We start from the raw sequence: 19,304 nt of genomic DNA, 5'->3' as shown, positions 1-19,304 counted from the left end.
GGGATGAACTCATGCCCCATCGGTGGGTGCACACCGTTGGTGCGCACACCGGCACCTTTGCGTTGCGCGCGAATCAAGCCGATACTCGGCGCAGGGAATCCACAGTCACATAGCAGGAACGAAAATCGCGGACTGTGATGCATTCCTAGGTATTCTTGTCCCAATGGAATTGAACGACCCGACATGCCTCCCGAGCTGACAGCTGCCCTGGCGCTCTGCCGCAACCTGCCCTCGCCACCCGGTATTGCCCTGCGCATCATCGAGCTGGCCCAGGACCCGGAAGCGGACATCGCCACCGCCGCCGACATCATCGCCATCGACATGGCGCTGAGCGCTCGCATGCTGCGCATCGCCAATTCGCCGCTGTACGCCAGCCGCCGCCGCATCGAGAACCTCGGCCAGGCGCTGACCATGCTCGGCCTGAATGCCACGATCAGCCTCGCCCTCGGCTTCACCGTCACCCAGGGCCTGACCGGTGGCGGCGGTGCCGACCACGACCTGCGCCAGCGCGCGTGGAAGCGCAGCATTCTCAGCGCCCTGGCCGCCAGCCAGCTGGGCCAGGCACGCGGCCTGCGTCGGCTGGAGGAACTGATGCTGGCCGGGCTGCTGCAGGACCTGGGCGTGCTGTGCCTGGCCCAGGCCGAATCGGAGCGCTACCTGCCACTGCTGCGCGAAGCCCGTGACAATACCGATCTGGTCGCACGCGAGCGCGAGGAACTGGGCTGCAGCCACGCCGATGTCGGCGCCTGGGTGGCCGAACAGTGGGGCCTGCCGCGCTACCTGGTGGAAAGCATCAGCCACAGCGAGGACGACGACGCTGCCGATTCGCCGTTCCAGGCATGCGTGCAGCTGTCCGGCGCTGTTGCCGACATCTGGCTGGACGAAGACGCCGATGCCGCCCGCGAACGCGCTCTGCACCAGGTGCATGACCGGCTGGAGCTCGACAGCGCCCGTTTCGATCAGGTGCTGACCCGCATCAGCGATGCCCTTCCGGATATCGCCAGCTTGTTCGAGGCCGGCCTGAACTCGCCCTCGCGGGTCCGGGAGCTGATCGACCACGCGCAGGAACTGGCCACCCTGCGCAACCTGCGCGAGCTGCAGGATGCCGATCAGGCACGCCGCCGCGCCGACGAATTCGAGGCGCGGGCCAAGCGCCTGGCCGACCAGGCCCACCGCGACGCCCTGACCGGCGTGCTCAACCGCCGCCAGCTGGAGGCGGTGCTGGAACAGGAGTTCCTGCGCGCCGGGCGCCAGGGCTGGCCGCTGTCGGTGGCCTTCATCGACCTGGACGACTTCAAGAAGATCAATGATGCCCACGGCCACCTGACCGGCGACGAGGTGCTGCGCGCCTTTGCCGGCAAGCTGCAGGGCCAGCTGCGCAACAGCGACACCGTGGCCCGCTTCGGTGGCGAGGAATTCGTCGCGCTGCTGCCCAACACCAGTGAATCGGTGGCGCTGGACGTGATCCGGCGCGTGCTGGCCAACATCGTCGCCACGCCGATGGCCGAGCTGGAGGAAGGCCCGCTGTTCGTCACCTTCTCCGCCGGCGTGGCCACCCAGGGCGGCTACGAACGCTTTGCCGACGTGCAGGACCTGCTGCGCGCAGCCGACGATGTGCTGTACCGCTCGAAGAACCTGGGCCGCAACCGGGTGATCGCCCGCTCCCCCGGCGCCCTCGGCCACGACGAGCTTTCAGCCACCGCCGGCGCCGAGCTGGGCTGAACGGGACGCCCCGCGTGAGCGGGGCGGACGGCAGGATTTCGCGCCGCAGTGCACAAAACACTTTGGCCCAACGCCGCATGCGCGTAGAATCGCCCGCGATTTCCACGCACCCGAGGTCCCTATGTCCAAGCTCGCCTATCGCCGCATCCTTCTGAAACTGTCCGGGGAGGCGCTGATGGGAGATGAGGACTACGGCATCGACCCGAAGATCATCAATCGCCTGGCCCGTGAGGTCATCGAAGCCCAGCAGGCCGGTGCCGAAGTGGCGCTGGTGATCGGCGGCGGCAACATCTTCCGCGGCGCCGGCCTGGCCGCTGGCGGCATGGACCGGGTCACCGGCGACCAGATGGGCATGCTGGCCACGGTCATCAACGCCCTGGCCATGCAGGACGCCCTGGAAAAGCTGGGCGCCAAGGCCCGCGTGATGAGCGCGATCAAGATCAACGACGTGTGCGAGGACTACATCCGCCGCCGCGCCATCCGCCACCTGGAAAAGGGCCGCCTGGTGATTTTCGCCGCCGGCGTCGGCAGCCCGTTCTTCACCACCGACTCCGGCGCCGCGCTGCGTGCGATCGAGATCGGTGCCGACCTGCTGCTGAAGGCCACCAAGGTCGATGGCGTGTACGACAAGGACCCGAACAAGCACAGCGACGCGGTCCGTTTCGACAGCCTGAGCTACGACGAAGTGATCCGCCGCGGCCTGGAAGTGATGGATACCGCGGCCTTCGCACTGGCCCGCGACAGCGACCTGCCGATGCGCGTGTTCGACATGGGCCAGCCGGGCGAGCTGCTGAAGATCCTCAGCGGCGCGAACATCGGCACCCTGGTCCAGGGCCGCGACCCGGCCTGAGCCTGAGCGCCAGGCGAGCTCCGGGCCGATTCTGGCCCGGCAGCGTCCCGTATTCGCCTATAATCGCCCGATTCCAGTTACACCCAGGACCGGGCGATGCTCAACGACATCAAGAACAACGCGCAGACGCGCATGGCCAAGAGCATCGACGCTCTGAAGCACACCCTCACCTCGATCCGCACCGGCCGCGCCACCCCGGCCCTGCTGGACCGCGTCACGGTCAGCGCCTATGGCAACGCCAGCACCCCGCTGAACCAGGTCGCATCGATCTCCAACGCCGACGCCCACTCGCTGCTGGTCACGCCGTTCGACAAGAGCATGATCAAGGAGATCGAAAAGGGTCTCTACAACGCCGAGTTCACCCCGAACACCCTGGGCACCGCGATCCGCATCAACATGCCGCCGCCGACCGAAGAGCGCCGCAAGGAGCTGGCCAAGCAGGTGCAGAAGGAAGGCGAAGGCGCCAAGATCGCGATCCGCAACATCCGTCAGGACGCGAACAAGGAAATCGCCAAGCTGGTCAAGGACAAGGCGATCAGCGAAGACGAGAAGAAGCGCGGTGAGGACGACATCCAGAAGTTGACCGACACCAACATCAAGGACGTCGACAAGGTCGTTGCCGACAAGGAAAAAGAACTGCTGTCGGTCTGAAGTCGATGCCTTCAGTCCCGCCTCCGTTGCCGGCCGCCCTGCCCCGCCACATTGCCATCATCATGGATGGCAATGGGCGCTGGGCACAGCAGCGCCGTCGTCCGCGCGTGATCGGCCACCGGGCCGGCGCGCGTGCGGTCAACCGCACCATCGAGCGCTGCCTTGAGCTGGGCATTCCGGCGCTGACCCTGTTCGCGTTTTCCAGCGAGAACTGGGGCCGGCCGCAGGAAGAAGTCGATGCGTTGATGAAGCTGTTCCTCGGCGCGCTCGACCGCGAAGTGGACGAGCTGCATCGGCGCGGCGTGCGCGTGCGCTTCATCGGCGAGCGCGAACGCTTCGGTGCCGGGCTGGTCAGCCGCATGCAGCTGGCCGAGCAGCGCACCGCAGACAACACCACCCTGACCCTGTCGATCGCCGCCAGCTACGGTGGCCGCCAGGACATCGCCCGTGCCGCGCGCGCGCTGGCCGCTGAAGTCGCCGCCGGCCGCCTGCTGCCCGAACAGATCGACGAATCGCTGCTGGGCAGCCAGGTAGCCCTGGCCGACCTGCCGCCACCGGACCTGTTCATCCGCACCGGTGGCGACACCCGCATCAGCAACTTCCTGCTGTGGCAGCTGGCGTACACCGAGCTGTGGTTCACCGAGGCGCTGTGGCCAGACTTCGATCCCGCCCTGCTGCAGCAGGCGCTGGACGCCTACGGCAGCCGTGAGCGTCGTTTCGGCCTGACCAGCGCCCAGATCGCCGCACTGGCCACCGAGACTTCCAGCCCATGACCAAGACCCGAGTCCTTGCCGCGCTGATCATGGCGCCGGTCGCCATTGCCGCGATCCTGCTGCTGCCGACCCAATGGCTGGCAGCGGCGGCCGCTGCGGTGCTGCTGATCGGCCTGTGGGAGTGGCTGAAGCTGGCCGGCATCGAAGACACCCTGGCGCGCACCGTGCTGCTGGTACTGAACCTGCTGCTGATGGTGCTGCTGGTGTGGGCCGATGGCAGCACGCTGGTGCTGTTCCAGATCACCACATTGGCCGGTGTTGCCTGGTGGCTGGCGGCGCTGGTCTGGCTGCGCTTCTTCAATTTCGGCGCGCAGCCGTCGGCACCCTCGCGCATCGTGAAGATGCTGGCCGGTACGCTGGCCATCGTTCCGGCCTGGGCCGCGCTGGTGCTGATCCATGCCGGCGGCGATCCGCCGGGCAAGCAGGGCCACCTGTGGCTGCTGGCTGCGCTGGCACTGGTCTGGGCGGCCGATTCGGGCGCCTATTTCGCCGGCCGTCACTTCGGCAAGCACAAGCTGGCCCCGCGCATCAGCCCCAACAAGACCTGGGAAGGCCTGTTCGGCGGCCTGCTGGCCGGTGTCGCCGTGGCCGTCGGCCTGGGCTGGCTGGCCGGCATCGATACCGCACACCTGCCGGGCCTGCTGATCACTTCGGTGGTGGCCGTATTCGCCTCGGTGCTGGGTGATCTGTTCGAAAGCCTGATCAAGCGCCACGCGGGCGCCAAGGACTCGGGCCACCTGATTCCGGGCCATGGTGGCGTACTCGACCGTGTCGACGGCGTCCTGGCTGCAGTGCCGGTGTTCGCACTCGGCAAGGAAATCTTCGGGTTCTGACCATGAATGCTGTCGCAGACCTGCGCCGGGTCGCCGTATTCGGCGCCACCGGCTCGATCGGTGCCTCCACGCTGGACGTGATCGCCCGCCACCCGCAGCGCTACCAGGCCACCGTGCTGGCCGCCGGTCGTCAGGTGCAGGCGTTGCTGGCACTGTGCCGCCAGCACCGGCCCGCGCACGCGGTGATCGCCGACGAATCGCTGTTCGCTGAGCTGCGCGATGGCCTGCGCGATGCCGGACTGGCCACCGAGGTGCATGCCGGCCATGCCGCGCTGGACCAGCTGGCCGCCAGCGATGCCTGCGACACCGTGGTCGCCGCCATCGTCGGTGCGGCCGGGCTGTCTTCCACCCTGGCCGCCGCCGCCGCGGGCAAGCGCATCCTGCTGGCCAACAAGGAATCGCTGGTGCTGGCCGGTGAGCTGCTGACCCGTACTGCCCATCAGGCGGGCGCCGAGATCATCCCGATCGACAGCGAGCACAGCGCGATCTTCCAGTGCCTGCGCTCGCGCGATGCCAGCGTCGATGGCGCCGGCGTGCGCCGCATCCTGCTGACCGCCTCCGGCGGCCCGTTCCGTGGCCGCAGCCGCGCCGAACTGGCCCAGGTCACCCCGGCCCAGGCCGTTGCCCACCCGAAGTGGTCGATGGGGCCGAAGATCTCGGTCGATTCAGCGACGTTGATGAACAAGGGCCTGGAAGTGATCGAGGCCCACCACCTGTTCGGCATCCCCGGAGAGCGCATCGAAGTGCTGGTGCACCCGCAGAGCCTGGTCCACTCGCTGGTCGAGTTCGTGGACGGCTCGACCCTGGCGCAGATGGGCCTGCCGGACATGCGCACCACACTGGCCGTTGGCCTGGGCTGGCCACAACGCATTGAATCGGGCGTATCCGGGCTGGATCTGCTGGCCCAGGGCCGGCTCGATTTCGAGGCCCCGGACACCGACGCCTTCCCCTGCCTGGCCCTGGCCTGGCAGGCGATGCGGGCCGGCGGCACCGCCCCGGCGGTGCTGAACGCTGCCAATGAAGAGGCGGTTTCAGCGTTTCTTCAGGGCCGGATCGGTTTCCTGACCATCCCGGAGCTGGTTGCTAACGCTCTTTCAACACTGCCGACCCAGCCAGCCGATACACTGGAGGTCCTGTTGTCCGCCGACCAGCGGGCACGCCAGCTGACCCTGAACGCCATCGACGCCGCCTGAACGACCGCCTCGCCCAGCATGACGACGCCGCCCCTGCCCGCCACTGTGAGCCTGCATGACTGACTTCATCGGATCGGTCTGGTGGATGATTGTCAGCCTCGGGCTGCTGGTCACGTTCCACGAGTTCGGGCATTACTGGGTCGGGCGCCTGTGCGGGGTCAGGATCCTGCGCTTCTCGGTCGGCTTCGGCCGGCCGCTGTGGTCGCGCCGGGACAGGCACGGCACCGAGTTCGCCATCGCCGCCATCCCGCTGGGTGGCTATGTGAAGTTCCTGGACGAGCGCGAGGTCGAAGTGCACCCGCACGAGCGCGGCCAGGCCTTCAACCACAAGACCGTCTGGCAGCGCATCGCCATCGTCGCCGCCGGACCGATCGCCAACCTGCTGCTGTGCATCCTGCTGCTGTGGGCGATGTTCGTGATCGGCAAGCAGGATTATTCGCCGACCATCGGCCGTGTCAGCGGCATCGCCGCCAGCGCCGGCCTGACCAGCGGCGACCGTGTGCTGCGCGTGGACGAGCGCCCGGTGGTCACCCTCGGCGAGGCCAGCATGGCGCTGACCGCCGCCGCGATGGACCGCCGCGACGTGAAGCTGGAAGTGCTGGACCCGGCCGACCAGGTGCGCGTGCGCAGCCTGCCGCTGTCGCAGCTGCCCCCCGGCTTCGATGAACGGCGCGTGCCGATCCTGGCTGGCCTGTACTGGCAGTCGTGGCTGCAACCGGCGCTGGTCGAGTCGCTCACCGCGGACTCCGTGGTGGCCGGGCAGCTGCAGCCGGGCGATCTGATCGTAGCGATCGACGGCCAGCGCATCGACGGCGCCGACCAGGTCATCGGCGAGATCCAGACGCTGGGCCGCGCCGGCGGCCCGGGCATGATCGAGGTCCTGCGGGGCGGCGAGCGCCTGGCGCTGGAAGTCACCCCGCGCCAGGGCAAGGATTCAAAGGGCGAGCCGATCTGGCAGATCGGCGTGCAGTTCCCGACCTCGTTCAGCCCTCCCTACGACACCCTGCTGCGCTATGGTCCGCTCGACGCGGTCACCGTGGCCGTGCGCGAAACCGGCCGCCTGGCGGCCGATTCGCTGGGCATGATGGGCCGCATCGTCACCGGCAAAGCCTCGCTGCAGAACGTTTCCGGGCCCGTCACCATCGCCCGGGTAGCCAACATCTCGGCCAAACGCGGCCTGGACTGGTTCCTGCAGTTCCTTGCCCTGCTGTCACTCAGCCTGTGCATCATCAACCTGTTGCCGATCCCGATCTTGGACGGCGGCCACCTGCTGTATTACCTTATCGAGTTGGTCAAGGGCAGCCCGCTGAGCGAGCGTGCCATCGCCGCCGGCCAGTACATCGGCCTGGCGTTGCTGGCCGGGCTGATGGGGTTGGCGTTCTACAACGACATCCTCGGCCTGGTCCCGCGATGAACTTTTCCACGTTGTTGCCGTCTACAGCGTCGGCATCCCGCACCAATGAAATCGACCTTCCTACCGGACGTGACATGACGCGACTCCCCAATCGCCGCCTGCTGGCCCTCGCCCTCGCCGCCGTCACCGGCGCTCCCGCCCTGGCCCAGGCAGCCGAGCCCTTCACTGTCAGCGACATCCGCGTGGATGGCCTGCAGCGCATCAGCTCGGGCACGGTATTCACCTACCTGCCGGTGGAGCGTGGCGAGACGGTCACCGACAACAAGGTCGGCGAGACCATCCGCGCCCTGTACAAGACCGGCTTCTTCGAAGACGTGCAGCTGGACCGCCAGGGCAGCATCCTGGTGGTGACCGTCAAGGAACGCCCGGCGATCAACAAGCTGACCGTGACCGGCAACAAGGACATCAAGTCCGAGCAGCTGCTCAAGGGCCTGTCCGACATCGGCCTGACCGAGGGCGGCACCTTCGATCGCCTGAGCCTGGACCGCGTGACCCAGGAACTGCGTCGCCAGTACAACGACCGCGGCAAGTACAACGTCGAGATCACCCCGACGGTGAGCCCGCTGGACCGCAACCGCGTGGACATCGCGATCGCCATCAAGGAAGGCAAGGCGGCCAAGATCCGTCACGTCAACCTGGTCGGCACCGAGAAGTTCGAGAGCAAGGACATCCTGGAGACCTGGGAGTCCAAGGAGCACAACTGGGCATCGTGGTACCGCCGTGACGACCAGTACTCCAAGGAAAAGCTGTCCGGCGACCTGGAAAAGCTCAATTCCTGGTACCTCGACCGCGGCTATGTCGACTTCAGCATTGATTCGACCCAGGTGTCGATCAGCCCCGACAAGCGCGACATGTTCCTCACCGCCGGCGTGACCGAAGGTGCGCAGTACAAGATCTCCGAGATCAAGGTCAGCGGCGACACGATCCTTCCGCAGGAGGACGTCGAGCGCATGGTGATCCAGAAGTCCGGCGACACGTTCTCGCGTGCGCTGCTGGAATTCAGCTCGGACACCATCACCAACTCGCTGTCCAACATCGGCTACGCGTTCGCCAAGGTTAACCCGATCCCGACCACCAACCGCCCCGAGCAGACCGTGGCGATCAACATGCAGGTCGTGCCCGGCCCGCGCGTGTCGGTGCGTCGCATCCTGTTCCGTGGCAACACGCGTACGTCCGACGAAGTGATGCGTCGCGAAATGCGCCAGTTCGAGAACAGCTGGTACTCGCAGGCCGCGATCGACCGCTCCAAGATCCGCCTGCAGCGCCTGGGCTACTTCGAGTCGGTGGATGTTGAAACCCCGGCCGTAAGCGGCAGCAACGACCAGGTCGACGTCGTCTACAACGTCAAGGAAACCACGTCCGGCAGCTTCGTGTTCGGCCTGGGCTACTCGCAGTCCTACGGCATGACCACCTCGGTGCAGCTGTCGCAGAACAACTTCCTCGGCGGCGGCAACCGCGTGTCGGTCGAAGCCTCGCGCAGCAGCTACCTGCAGCGCTACGGCTTCAGCTACACCAACCCGTACTTCACCGATGACGGCGTGTCGCTGGGCTACAACCTGTCCTGGCGCGAACTGGACTACTCCGACTTCAACACCGCGCAGTACAACAGCACCAATGGTTCGGCGCAGGTGGTGTTCGGCGTGCCGATCACCGAGACCGATACCGTCTCGCTGATGTTCGGCATCGACAGCAACCAGATCACCACCTACCAGGGCTCGACCCCGCAGTCGATCATCGACTACATCAACGCCGTCGGTAGGCGCACGTTCCATGCCTGGCGCACCGAGCTGGGCTGGGCGCGTGACTCGCGCAACGACTACTTCATGCCGACCCGCGGTACCTACCAGCGCATCGGCCTGGAAACCACGCTGCCGGGTTCGACCATCGAGTACTACAAGCTGAACTACCAGATCAGCAAGTACTGGCCGATCATGCCGTCGCTGGTGATCAACACCCGTGCCGAAGTGGGCTACGGCGATGCCTATGGCAACGACTACACCCGCACGCTGACCAACCCGGACGGCACCACCCGTACGGTGACCGCCAGCGGCCTGCCGTTCTTCGAGAACTTCTACGCCGGCGGTACCAACTCGGTGCGCGGCTTCGAAGACAACACCCTCGGCCCGCGCGAAGTCACCAACGGCTACCCGGAAGGCCAGCCGCTGGGTGGTTCGCTGAAGACCGTCGGTTCGGTCGAAGCCTACTTCCCGCGCCTGTTCGACAGCCCGTCGGCACGCGTGTCCGCCTTCGTCGACTTCGGTAACGTCTACAACGGCACCAAGAACTTCAAGGCCAACGAACTGCGCGTGTCCACCGGTGTGGCCCTGCTGTGGCGCGCCCCGGTCGGCCCGATCTCGATCAGCTACGCCTTCCCGCTGAAGAAGGAAGACGATGACAAGATCGAACGTCTGCAATTCACGTTCGGTGGCCAGTTCTGAGGAACAACGTTCCTCAGAACTGATCCACCTCCGGTGAATTGCCCGCGCATTTCACCTATCCCCCGCGCCGCTGGCGCGCCCACCTTAACAGAAGGGGGGCTCTCCACCAGACGGGATGCGAAGCGCCGGGCTCTGCCCGGCGTTTTCGTTTGGCCTGGATGCCGGAAGCGCCCGCTCTGCTTTTGATCTTTTCTGTTTTTCCGTGGCTGGCACTCGCGCCACGCCCTCGGAGGTCGGACGGGGTGGGGCTGCGGGGGTGTGAGCCGCATGGATGCGGCGACCAAGGCTACATGGACGTACTTGCGCCGCCCCCCGCAGCCCCGCCCCGTCCGACCCAGCCCATGACACTGGCTCTGCCGGCCGCGAGGGGCCCTGCCGTTGGCTGCATGACCGCCCCGCATGACCGCAATGCCGTCACACGTTAAACTCCCGCCGTGAATACTCCCACCTACACCGCCCAGCAACTCGCCGAGCAGTTCGGCCTGCAGGTCCACGGCGACCCCGCCACCGCCATCCATGGCGTGGCCACCCTCGCCCATGCCGGTCCTGGCCAGCTGACCTTCCTCGCCAACCCGCGCTACCGCGCCCAGCTGGCCGACAGCCAGGCCTCGCTGGTGGTCCTGCGTGCCGACGACGCCGAGGCCGCCCCCGGCGCCGCGCTTGTGGCCAAGGACCCGTACACCACCTTCGCCAAGATCGCCGCGCTGTTCGACATCGCGCCGACGCGCCCGCCGGGCATCCACCCCAGCGCCGTCATCGATCCCAGCGCGCAGGTCGCCGCCAGCGCGCATATCGGCCCGTTCGTCTCCGTCGGCGCACGCAGCGTGGTCGGCGAAAACTGCATCATCGGCACCGGCAGCGTGATCGGCGAAGACTGCAGCCTGGACAACGGCTGCGAGCTGATCGCGCGGGTCACCCTGGTCACCCGGGTCAAGCTCGGCAAGCGGGTTCGTGTGCATCCCGGTGCCGTGCTCGGCGCCGATGGCTTCGGCCTGGCCATGGACGCCGGCAGATGGATCAAGGTGCCGCAGCTCGGCGGCGTGCGCATCGGCGATGACTGCGAGATCGGCGCCAACACCTGCGTCGACCGCGGTGCGCTGGAAGACACCGTGCTGGACGAAGACGTGCGCCTGGACAACCTGGTGCAGATCGCGCACAACGTGCAGATCGGTGCGCACTCGGCCATCGCCGGCTGCACCGGCATCGCCGGCAGCGCCAAGATCGGCCGCTACTGCCTGCTCGGCGGCCACGTTGGCGTGGTCGGCCACCTCGAGATCTGCGACAAGGTCGTGATCACCGGCAAGTCGGTGGTCCGCAATTCCATCCATGAGCCGGGCGAGTACTCGTCCGGCACCCCGTTGACCGACAACCGCACGTGGCGCAAGAACGCCGCGCGCTTCAAGCAGCTGGACGCATTGGCTCGCCGCGTCCTGGCTGCTGGCAAGGAGAAAGAATGAACGACACGCTGCAGCTTCCGATCGACGTCTGCCAGATCCAGGAACTGCTCCCGCACCGCTACCCGTTCCTGCTGGTGGACCGGGTGCTTGAGCTCGACATCGACGCCAAGCGCATCCTTGCGCAGAAGAACGTCAGCATCAACGAGCCGTTCTTCCAGGGCCACTTCCCGGGCCGCCCGATCATGCCCGGCGTACTGATCATCGAAGCGCTGGCGCAGGCCGGTGGCGTGATGACCCAGCTCACGCTCGGCCGTGACTCGCAGTCCAAGCTGTTCTACATGGTCAAGGTGGAAAACGCCCGCTTCAACAAGCAGGTCGTTCCCGGCGACGTGCTGATGCTGGATGTGCAGATGAAGCGCCTGATCCGCAACATGGGCTGGTACTACGGCGAAGCCAAGGTCAACGGTGAAGTCGTTGCCTCGGCCGAAGTCATGTGCGCCGGCGCCAAGGGCTGATCCACTGGAGGCAGGAATGACTGACAACGCACCGCGGATCCACCCGACCGCCGTCATCGACCCGGCCGCGCGCCTGGCCGATGACGTCCAGGTGGGCGCGTTCACCCTGATCGGTGCCGATGTGGAAATCGGTGCCGGCACGGTGATCGGCCCCCACTGCAGCATCCACGGCCCGACGAAGATCGGCCGCGACAACCGCTTCATCGGCCACGCAGCCGTCGGTGGCGAACCGCAGGACAAGAAGTATGCAGGGGAGCGCACCGAGCTGGTGATCGGCGACCGCAATGTGTTCCGCGAGTTCGTCACGCTGAACCGTGGCACCGGCGGCGGCGGCGGCATCACCACCATCGGCGACGACAACTGGATGCTGGCCTACACGCACGTGGCGCATGACTGCCATGTCGGCAACTTCTGCGTGTTCTCCAACAACACCACCCTGGCCGGCCACGTGACCGTGGGTGACTACGTGATCATCAGCGGCTTCGCCGGGGCCCACCAGTTCTGCCGGATCGGCGCGCATGCCTTCCTCGGCATGGGCGCGCTGACCAATGGCGATGTTCCGCCGTTCACCATGGTCGGCACCGATTCGTTGGGCCGCCCGCGCGGCATCAACAGCGAAGGCCTGAAGCGCCGCGGCTTCGACGCCGAGCGCATTTCCGCCATCAAGCGTGCCTACCGCACGCTGTACGTGGCGGGCCTGCCACTGGCCGAAGCCAAGGTGCAGCTGACCGAACAGGCGCGCGACAGCGATGACGTGAAGGCCATGCTGGACTTCATCGAGCACGCCGAGAGGCCCTTGCTGCGATGAGCAGCACGACCGGCCAGGCGCCGGCCGGCGCCGCCGTGATTCCGCTGGCCTCGATGGCCGGCAGCGTCCCCGCGCAGCGGGTGCTCAGCGAGCGCCCCTTGCGGATCGCGCTGGTGGCCGGTGAGGCCTCTGGTGATCTGCTGGGTGCGGGACTGGTGCGCGAACTGAAGGCACGCTTTCCGAATGCCGAATTCGCCGGCATCGGTGGCGATGCCATGCGCAGCGCCGGCTGCCTGACCTGGCACGATGCCAGCGAGCTGGCGGTGATGGGCCTGACCGAAGTACTGCGCCATCTGCCACGCCTGCTCAAACTGCGTTCCGCGTTCCGCCAGCGTGCGCTGGAATGGCAGCCGGACGTGTTCATCGGCATCGACGCGCCCGACTTCAACCTGGGCATCGAACGCTGGCTGAAGCAGCGCGGCGTGCGCACCGTGCATTACGTGAGCCCCTCGGTCTGGGCCTGGCGCGAGAAGCGCGCCGAGAAGATCGGCAGCAGCGCCGACCTGGTGCTGTGCCTGTTCCCGATGGAACCGCCCATCTATGCCAAGCACGGCATCGACGCGCGTTTCGTTGGCCATCCGATGGCCGATGACATCCCCCTGCAGGGCAACCGCGAGGAAGCGCGCGCCGCGCTTGGCCTGCCGACGTCGGCCAAGGTGCTGGCGGTGTTGCCAGGCAGCCGCCTGGGCGAAATCTCGCGCCTCGGTGAACCCTTCTTCGAAGCCGCCTGGCAGGTCTCCGAGCGCATCCCCGGCCTGCACGTGGTGGTGCCTGCCGCCAACCCCGCATGCAAGCGGCTGATCGAAGAGCAGCTGTCGCGCTCGGCGCTGCCGGTCGCGTACTCGCATGTGCTCGACGGCCAGGCGCGCAACGCCATGATCGCGGCCGACGTGGTGGTGTTGGCGTCCGGTACCGCGACCCTGGAGGCGATGCTGGTGAAGCGGCCGATGGTGGTCGGCTACCGTGTCAACGAGCTGACCTACCGTCTGGTCAAGGCATTCGGCCTGATCAAGGTCGACCGCTTTGCCCTGCCCAACATCCTGGCCGGCCAGGACCTGGCACCGGAGCTGATGCAGCATGACTGCACGCCGGACAAGCTGGCTGCGGCCATCCAGCAATGGTTCGACCACCCGCAGCGGGTGACCGACCTGCAGGACACCTATGCCCGCCTGCATGAGCGCCTGCGCCGCAATGCGTCGGCACGTGCCGCCGACGCCGTCGGCGAGCTGCTGATGCGCGACCAGGCCCAGGCATGAGCCGCCGCCACGCCGCAGCGGCCAGCCTGACCCTGTTCGATGGCGCGGCGGTGGTCGAGCCGGAGCGCCTGGTCGCCGGCGTCGACGAAGCCGGTCGTGGCCCGCTGGCCGGGCCGGTCGCGGTGGCGGCCGTGGTGTTCGACCCGGCACGGCCGCGCATCAACGGCCTGGACGATTCCAAGCAGCTGACCGCGGCGCGCCGCGAGCAGCTGCATGACCGCATCATCGAGCGCGCCCTGGCCTGGCATGTGGTGCTGGTGGACGTGGACACCATCGACCGTCTGAACATCTACCAGGCCACCCTGCAGGGCATGCGCGACGTGGTCGCAGCGGTCGCCCACGTGGCCGGCTTCGCGCGCATCGATGGCAACGTGGTGCCCAAGGGTCTGGTACTGCCGGCGCAGGCGCTGGTCGGCGGCGATGGCATCGACCGCGCGATCATGGCCGCCTCGATCCTGGCCAAGGTCTCGCGCGACCGCTACATGCAGGAGGTGCATGCCCGCCATCCGCAGTACGGCTTCGAGCAGCACAAGGGCTACGGCACCCCGGCCCACCTGGCCGCCCTGCGCGAGCACGGCCCCTGCGTGGAGCACCGGCGCAGCTTCGCCCCGGTGCGCGAGTGCCTGGAAACAGCGCCAGCCCCCGCGATCACAGCCATCGCTTGAACAACGGCTGCCGGGTATCGTCCGGCGCTTTCACGGCAATGTGAACGCCTCCGCTGGCGCCGGGCCATGCCCGGCGACATTCGCGCAATCGGCGCACCGTCAAGTCCTTGTCGCTTCCCCCTGCCCTCGCTACCCTGACCGGGCACTCCAGCGCATCCCGACCCCGGCGACGATCTTCCGTCAGCACCCGGGGCCCGCGCGCTCCAACCTGGTCCGGCATGTCCAACTCCCGCTTCGTACATCTCCACGTCCACACCGAGTTCTCGCTGGCGGACTCGACCATCCGCGTGCCGGCCAAGCCCGACCAGGCGGACCCGAAGAAGGCCAAGCAGGCCAACCTGCTGTCGCGCTCGGTCGAGCTCGGCCTGCCCGCGCTGGCGGTGACCGACCTCAACAACCTGTTCGCGCTGGTCAAGTTCTACAAGGCCGCCGAAGGCGTGGGCATCAAGCCGATCGCCGGCGCCGACGTACTGATCGCCGAGGAAGGCCAGGACCCGTGGCGGATGACCCTGCTGTGCCGCGACCGTGAGGGCTACCTGAGCCTGTCGCGGCTGCTGACCCGCGCCTGGATGGAAGGCCATCGCCCGGAAGGCGGCGTGGCAATCCACCCGGACTGGCTGAAGGCCGGCAACGCCAACCTGTTCGCACTCGCTGGCCGGCAGAGCCTGGCCGGGCGCCTGGCGTTGGACGGCAAGCATGAACTGGCCGAGCAGCAGCTGGCCGACTGGCAACGCGTGTTCGGCGACGGCCTGCACCTGGAGCTGACCCGCACCGGCCGCGAGGGCGAAGAAACCTTCAACCAGTTCGCGCTGATGGCCGCCGGCCAGCGTGGCCTGCCGGTGGTGGCCAGCAACGACGTACGCTTCCTGTCGCCGACGGATTTCAGCGCGCACGAAGCGCGCGTATGCATTTCCACCGGCCGCGTGCTGGACGATCCCAAGCGCCCGCGCGAGTACAGCGACCAGCAGTACCTGAAGTCGGCCGAGGAGATGTGTGCGCTGTTCGCCGACATCCCCGATGCGATCGACAACACGCTGGCGCTGGCCGAACGCTGCAACATCGAGATGCGGCTGGGCACCTACTTCCTGCCCAACTACCCGGTGCCCGACGACGAGACCCTGGACACCTGGATCCAGAAGATGTCGCGCGATGGCCTGGAAGAGCGCCTGGAGAAGAATCCACTGGCGCCGGGCAAGACCCGCGAAGAGTATTTCGAGCGCCTGGAGTTCGAGCTCAACACCATCATCAAGATGGGCTTCCCGGGCTACTTCCTGATCGTGGCCGACTTCATCCAGTGGGGCAAGAACCAGGGCATTCCGATCGGCCCCGGCCGCGGTTCGGGTGCCGGTTCGCTGGTGGCCTGGGCGCTGAAGATCACCGATCTGGACCCGCTGCCGTACAACCTGCTGTTCGAGCGCTTCCTCAATCCGGAACGCGTGTCGATGCCCGACTTCGACATCGACTTCTGCATGGACCGCCGCGACGAGGTGATCGACTACGTCGCGCGCAAGTACGGGCGCGAGCGCGTCAGCCAGATCATCACCTACGGCACCATGGCCGCCAAGGCGGTGGTGCGCGACTCCGGCCGCGTGCTCGGTTTCCCGTACGGCCTGGTCGACGGTGTCTCCAAGCTGATCCCGAACATCCTCGGCATCCACCTGAAGGATGCGCTGGGCAAGGGCAAGGAAGGCCCGAGCTCGGAAATGGCGTCGGCCGAACTGATCCAGCGCTACGAGACCGAGGACGATGTCCGCGACCTGATCGATCTGGCGCTGCAGCTGGAAGACCTGACCCGCAACGCCGGCAAGCACGCCGGTGGCGTAGTGATCGGGCCCGAACCGCTGAGCGAGTTCTGCCCGCTGTACGCCGAACACGACGAGAACGGACTCGGCAAGAACCCGGTCACCCAGTTCGACAAGAACGACGTGGAAGAAGTGGGCCTGGTGAAGTTCGACTTCCTCGGCCTGCGCACGCTGACCATCATCGACTGGGCGGTGAAGGCGATCAACAAGCGCCATGAGCGCGCCGGCATTCCGCCGGTGGACATCGCCGCGATCCCGCTGGACGACACGCCCACCTACAAGGACATCTTTGCCAACGGCAATACCGGCGCGGTGTTCCAGTTCGAATCCTCGGGCATGCGCCGCCTGCTGAAGGACGCGCGCCCCGACCGTTTCGAAGACCTGATCGCGCTGGTGTCGCTGTACCGCCCCGGCCCGATGGACCTGATTCCCTCCTTCAATGCGCGTAAGCACGGCCAGGAAGAAATCATCTATCCCGATCCGCGCACCGAAGCGATCCTGAAGGACACCTACGGCATCATGGTGTACCAGGAGCAGGTGATGCAGATGGCGCAGATCGTCGGCGGCTACTCGCTGGGCGGCGCCGACCTGCTGCGCCGCGCGATGGGCAAGAAGGTGCCGGCCGAAATGGCCAAGCACCGTGAGATCTTCCGCGAAGGCGCGGCCAAGGACGGCGTGGACGAGGCCAAGGCCGACGCGATCTTCGACCTGATGGAGAAGTTCGCCGGCTACGGCTTCAACAAGTCGCACGCCGCTGCCTACGCGCTGGTCAGCTACCAGACCGCATGGCTGAAGCGCCATTACCCGGCCGAGTTCATGGCGGCCACGCTGTCCTCGGACCTGGACAACACCGAGAAGGTGGTCGGCTTCCTCGACGAGGTGCGCAACCTCGGCCTGACCGTGCTGCCGCCGAAGGTGAACCACTCGGCCTTCATGTTCGAAGCCGTCACCCCGGACACCATCCAGTACGGTCTGGGCGCGATCAAGGGCGTCGGCCAGGGTGCCTGCGAAGCGGTGGTGGACGAGCGCCTGAAGGGTGGCGACTACAAGGACCTGCTCGACTTCTGCACCCGCGTCGGATCGGCCAAGCTCAACCGGCGCACGCTGGAAGCGATGATCAACTGCGGCGCACTGGATGAGCTCGGGCATAACCGCGCCTCGCTGATGCTGCAGCTGCCGGAAGTGATCAAGGCCACCGACCAGATGGCGCGCGAACGTGCGTCCGGGCAGAACTCGCTGTTCGGCGGCCCCGACCCGAGCGCGACCACGATCCAGCTGGACCTGCCCGAAGCCGAGGAATGGCCGCTGCTGCAGCGCCTCAATGGCGAGCGCGACACGCTGGGTTTCTATCTCAGTGGCCACCCGTTCGATCCCTGGCGCGACGATGTGCGCGACCTGGTCGGCAACGACCTGGGCTCGGTGGAGAAGATCTGGAGCGCCAACAGTGGCGGCGGCGGCGGCGGCGAGAAGCGCTGGCGCCCGGAAGTACAGACCGTGCTGGCCGGCCAGGTGGTCGGCGTGCGCCGCAAGGGTGAGAGCCAGATCTTCATCCAGCTCGAGGACGGCCGTGGCCGCGTCGAGTGCAGCGCGTTCTCCGACGCGATGGCCGAGTTCGGCCACCTGATGACCAAGGACCGCATCCTGGTGGTCAAGGGTGGCCTGCGCGAGGACGAATTCAACGGTGGCTTCGCGCTGCGCATCCGCCAGTGCTGGGACTTCGACGAAGTCTGCGCCAACTACGCCACCCGGCTCTCGCTGCGCCTGGACCTGCGCCAGCAGCGCCCGGTCTGGGAACGCATTGATGCGCTGCTCGACCGCCATCGCCCTGGCCGCACGCCGCTGCGCCTGGACCTGCTGCTGAAGGGGCCGCACGGCGGCGTCGCCGGCATGCTCGATGTGTCCGGGCAGAGCGCGGTACGCATCGATTCCAAGCTGATGGAGGCGCTGCGCGCCGACCCCGCCGTGCGCACCCTGAAGGTGCGCTACAGCCCGCCGTGGGCCAGCTGAAGCTGGCTCCCTGGTTTTGCTGAAACCCCTGCTTTCCCGTTCCATGTATCAAGGACGATTGCCGATGAAGACCCTGCTGTTCCCGTTCGCCGCCGCGCTGGCCCTGGCCGCCTGTTCGCCCTCGAAGGTCGAGTTCCAGATCGACAACCCGACCGACACGCCGCTGGCACTGAGCATCGATGGCAAGGACCTGCCGGTGGCCGCACAGGGCTCGCGCCCGATTTCGCTGGCCGTCGGCGAACATCGCCTGCACACCGAAAAGCTCGGCGACGTGCGCTTCATCGTCTACGTCGACGGTCGTGGCGGGCTGATCAACCCAACCCTGAGCGAGTACGTGGTCGCCCGCGAGATCTATGTCACCGATGAGAGCAAGCTGAAGAACTTCGGCACCGGCAAGGCCGGCATCGAGCTGGGCGGCGTCGACTTCGAAGGCCCGTTCGAAAAGAGCCACGAACTGTTCATCGACAAGACCTGGACCTACGGCGTGCGCGAACCGTTCCCCAAGGAAAAGGTGGTCGCCCACGTCGATTCCAGCGGCGGCCAGATCGTGGCCAAGGTGTTCACCGCGCCGGACTTCATCGCTTACGTGGAAGAAGGCATGGGAGAGCCCGGTGCGTTCAAGCGCGAGCAGCCGGCCGGCTACGTGGCCCCGGCGTTCAGCCTGGAACCGGCCCCGGCCAGCCTGCCGGCGCTGGTGCCGGCCTTCGAGGCGCATGCCGCGCCGCTGCGTGAGGTCTATGCGCGCTGGCTGAAGGCCACCACCGCCGATGAACAGAAGGCCCTGCGCAAGCAGGACTTCGCCGCGCAGATGGCCTTCACCTCGGCCACCGCCACCCTGGGCAGCGGGCTGGGCCGGGAGGCCAACGAGGCCTACAACGACTTCGTTTCCCAGCGCAGCCAGCTGATGGGCCGCAGCGCCCTGGTGGTGCCCTGAGCTGACTGGCGCCCCCTGCCCGGCTGCGCTACCGTCGCCTTCCAGA

General features: G+C 67.1%; 14 protein-coding genes and 1 pseudogene. All 15 read left to right on the top strand.

Annotated features, from left to right (window positions below; all coding sequences use genetic code 11):
* Positions 1-183 precede the first annotated feature (183 nt).
* The 15 genes and pseudogenes from ABE423_RS02555 to ABE423_RS02485 all read left to right on the top strand — a co-directional run bounded on the left by ABE423_RS02555 (position 184) and on the right by ABE423_RS02485 (position 19,258).
* Positions 184-1,722, top strand: a complete 1,539-nt coding sequence (locus ABE423_RS02555) for a GGDEF domain-containing protein (protein ID WP_132809702.1) — start codon at positions 184-186, stop codon at positions 1,720-1,722.
* Positions 1,723-1,843: 121 nt separating this feature from the next.
* Entirely contained in the window at positions 1,844-2,572 is a 729-nt protein-coding gene (gene pyrH, locus ABE423_RS02550; RefSeq protein WP_032127941.1) for a UMP kinase, read from the top strand.
* Positions 2,573-2,668: 96 nt separating this feature from the next.
* A complete protein-coding gene (gene frr / locus ABE423_RS02545; protein ID WP_032127942.1) occupies positions 2,669-3,223 on the top strand; it encodes a ribosome recycling factor in 555 nt (184 codons plus the stop codon).
* 5 nt (positions 3,224-3,228) lie between these two features.
* On the top strand, positions 3,229-3,996 hold the full coding sequence (gene uppS / locus ABE423_RS02540; protein ID WP_032127943.1) for a polyprenyl diphosphate synthase: 768 nt from the start codon (positions 3,229-3,231) through the stop codon (positions 3,994-3,996).
* Positions 3,993-4,829, top strand: coding sequence for a phosphatidate cytidylyltransferase (locus tag ABE423_RS02535; RefSeq protein ID WP_010486331.1), 837 nt, complete (start codon positions 3,993-3,995; stop codon positions 4,827-4,829). Before uppS ends, ABE423_RS02535 begins: the two co-directional genes overlap by 4 nt.
* Positions 4,830-4,831: 2 nt before the next feature.
* Positions 4,832-6,022 (top strand): 1-deoxy-D-xylulose-5-phosphate reductoisomerase, encoded by a 1,191-nt coding sequence (locus tag ABE423_RS02530; RefSeq protein WP_346484883.1) that lies wholly within the window; start codon positions 4,832-4,834, stop codon positions 6,020-6,022.
* A 55-nt stretch (positions 6,023-6,077) separates the two neighbouring features.
* Positions 6,078-7,436: an RIP metalloprotease RseP gene (rseP, locus tag ABE423_RS02525; protein WP_197614916.1), complete on the top strand. Its 1,359-nt coding sequence runs from the start codon at positions 6,078-6,080 to the stop codon at positions 7,434-7,436.
* Positions 7,437-7,510: 74 nt separating this feature from the next.
* A complete protein-coding gene (gene bamA / locus ABE423_RS02520) occupies positions 7,511-9,874 on the top strand; it encodes an outer membrane protein assembly factor BamA (protein ID WP_049463624.1) in 2,364 nt (787 codons plus the stop codon).
* 434 nt (positions 9,875-10,308) lie between these two features.
* The gene (gene lpxD / locus ABE423_RS02515) at positions 10,309-11,331 is read left to right on the top strand and encodes a UDP-3-O-(3-hydroxymyristoyl)glucosamine N-acyltransferase (protein WP_346484881.1); all 1,023 of its coding nucleotides are present in this window, start codon (positions 10,309-10,311) and stop codon (positions 11,329-11,331) included.
* On the top strand, positions 11,328-11,786 hold the full coding sequence (fabZ, locus tag ABE423_RS02510; protein ID WP_032128326.1) for a 3-hydroxyacyl-ACP dehydratase FabZ: 459 nt from the start codon (positions 11,328-11,330) through the stop codon (positions 11,784-11,786). Before lpxD ends, fabZ begins: the two co-directional genes overlap by 4 nt.
* A 16-nt stretch (positions 11,787-11,802) precedes the next feature.
* Positions 11,803-12,594: an acyl-ACP--UDP-N-acetylglucosamine O-acyltransferase gene (gene lpxA / locus ABE423_RS02505; protein WP_032128327.1), complete on the top strand. Its 792-nt coding sequence runs from the start codon at positions 11,803-11,805 to the stop codon at positions 12,592-12,594.
* Between the two features lie 92 nt (positions 12,595-12,686).
* Positions 12,687-13,850: pseudogene (lpxB, locus tag ABE423_RS02500) on the top strand (lipid-A-disaccharide synthase); the annotation flags it as partial.
* The gene (locus ABE423_RS02495) at positions 13,847-14,515 is read left to right on the top strand and encodes a ribonuclease HII (RefSeq protein ID WP_049461544.1); all 669 of its coding nucleotides are present in this window, start codon (positions 13,847-13,849) and stop codon (positions 14,513-14,515) included. The pseudogene lpxB and the gene ABE423_RS02495, both read left to right, overlap by 4 nt.
* Before the next feature lie 218 nt (positions 14,516-14,733).
* A complete protein-coding gene (gene dnaE, locus ABE423_RS02490; RefSeq protein WP_121503847.1) occupies positions 14,734-18,324 on the top strand; it encodes a DNA polymerase III subunit alpha in 3,591 nt (1,196 codons plus the stop codon).
* Between the two features lie 64 nt (positions 18,325-18,388).
* The gene (locus ABE423_RS02485) at positions 18,389-19,258 is read left to right on the top strand and encodes a hypothetical protein (RefSeq protein ID WP_125893830.1); all 870 of its coding nucleotides are present in this window, start codon (positions 18,389-18,391) and stop codon (positions 19,256-19,258) included.
* Positions 19,259-19,304 lie beyond the last annotated feature (46 nt).

Origin of the sequence: Stenotrophomonas sp. TWI1409 (genome assembly GCF_039673015.1) — a bacterium.
Taxonomy (GTDB): domain Bacteria; phylum Pseudomonadota; class Gammaproteobacteria; order Xanthomonadales; family Xanthomonadaceae; genus Stenotrophomonas; species Stenotrophomonas maltophilia_A.
Note: the sequence above shows the minus strand (reverse complement) of the source record. Positions and strands in the feature narration are given on the sequence as shown.

Coding starts and splice junctions, on each gene's coding strand:
- ABE423_RS02530 (WP_346484883.1), top strand. CDS start 4,832: ATGAATGCTGTCGCAGACCTGCGCCGGGTCGCCGTATTCGGCGCCACC.
- ABE423_RS02495 (WP_049461544.1), top strand. CDS start 13,847: ATGAGCCGCCGCCACGCCGCAGCGGCCAGCCTGACCCTGTTCGATGGC.
- fabZ (WP_032128326.1), top strand. CDS start 11,328: ATGAACGACACGCTGCAGCTTCCGATCGACGTCTGCCAGATCCAGGAA.
- pyrH (WP_032127941.1), top strand. CDS start 1,844: ATGTCCAAGCTCGCCTATCGCCGCATCCTTCTGAAACTGTCCGGGGAG.
- lpxA (WP_032128327.1), top strand. CDS start 11,803: ATGACTGACAACGCACCGCGGATCCACCCGACCGCCGTCATCGACCCG.
- ABE423_RS02555 (WP_132809702.1), top strand. CDS start 184: ATGCCTCCCGAGCTGACAGCTGCCCTGGCGCTCTGCCGCAACCTGCCC.
- bamA (WP_049463624.1), top strand. CDS start 7,511: ATGACGCGACTCCCCAATCGCCGCCTGCTGGCCCTCGCCCTCGCCGCC.
- ABE423_RS02535 (WP_010486331.1), top strand. CDS start 3,993: ATGACCAAGACCCGAGTCCTTGCCGCGCTGATCATGGCGCCGGTCGCC.
- ABE423_RS02485 (WP_125893830.1), top strand. CDS start 18,389: ATGAAGACCCTGCTGTTCCCGTTCGCCGCCGCGCTGGCCCTGGCCGCC.
- uppS (WP_032127943.1), top strand. CDS start 3,229: ATGCCTTCAGTCCCGCCTCCGTTGCCGGCCGCCCTGCCCCGCCACATT.
- frr (WP_032127942.1), top strand. CDS start 2,669: ATGCTCAACGACATCAAGAACAACGCGCAGACGCGCATGGCCAAGAGC.
- dnaE (WP_121503847.1), top strand. CDS start 14,734: ATGTCCAACTCCCGCTTCGTACATCTCCACGTCCACACCGAGTTCTCG.
- rseP (WP_197614916.1), top strand. CDS start 6,078: ATGACTGACTTCATCGGATCGGTCTGGTGGATGATTGTCAGCCTCGGG.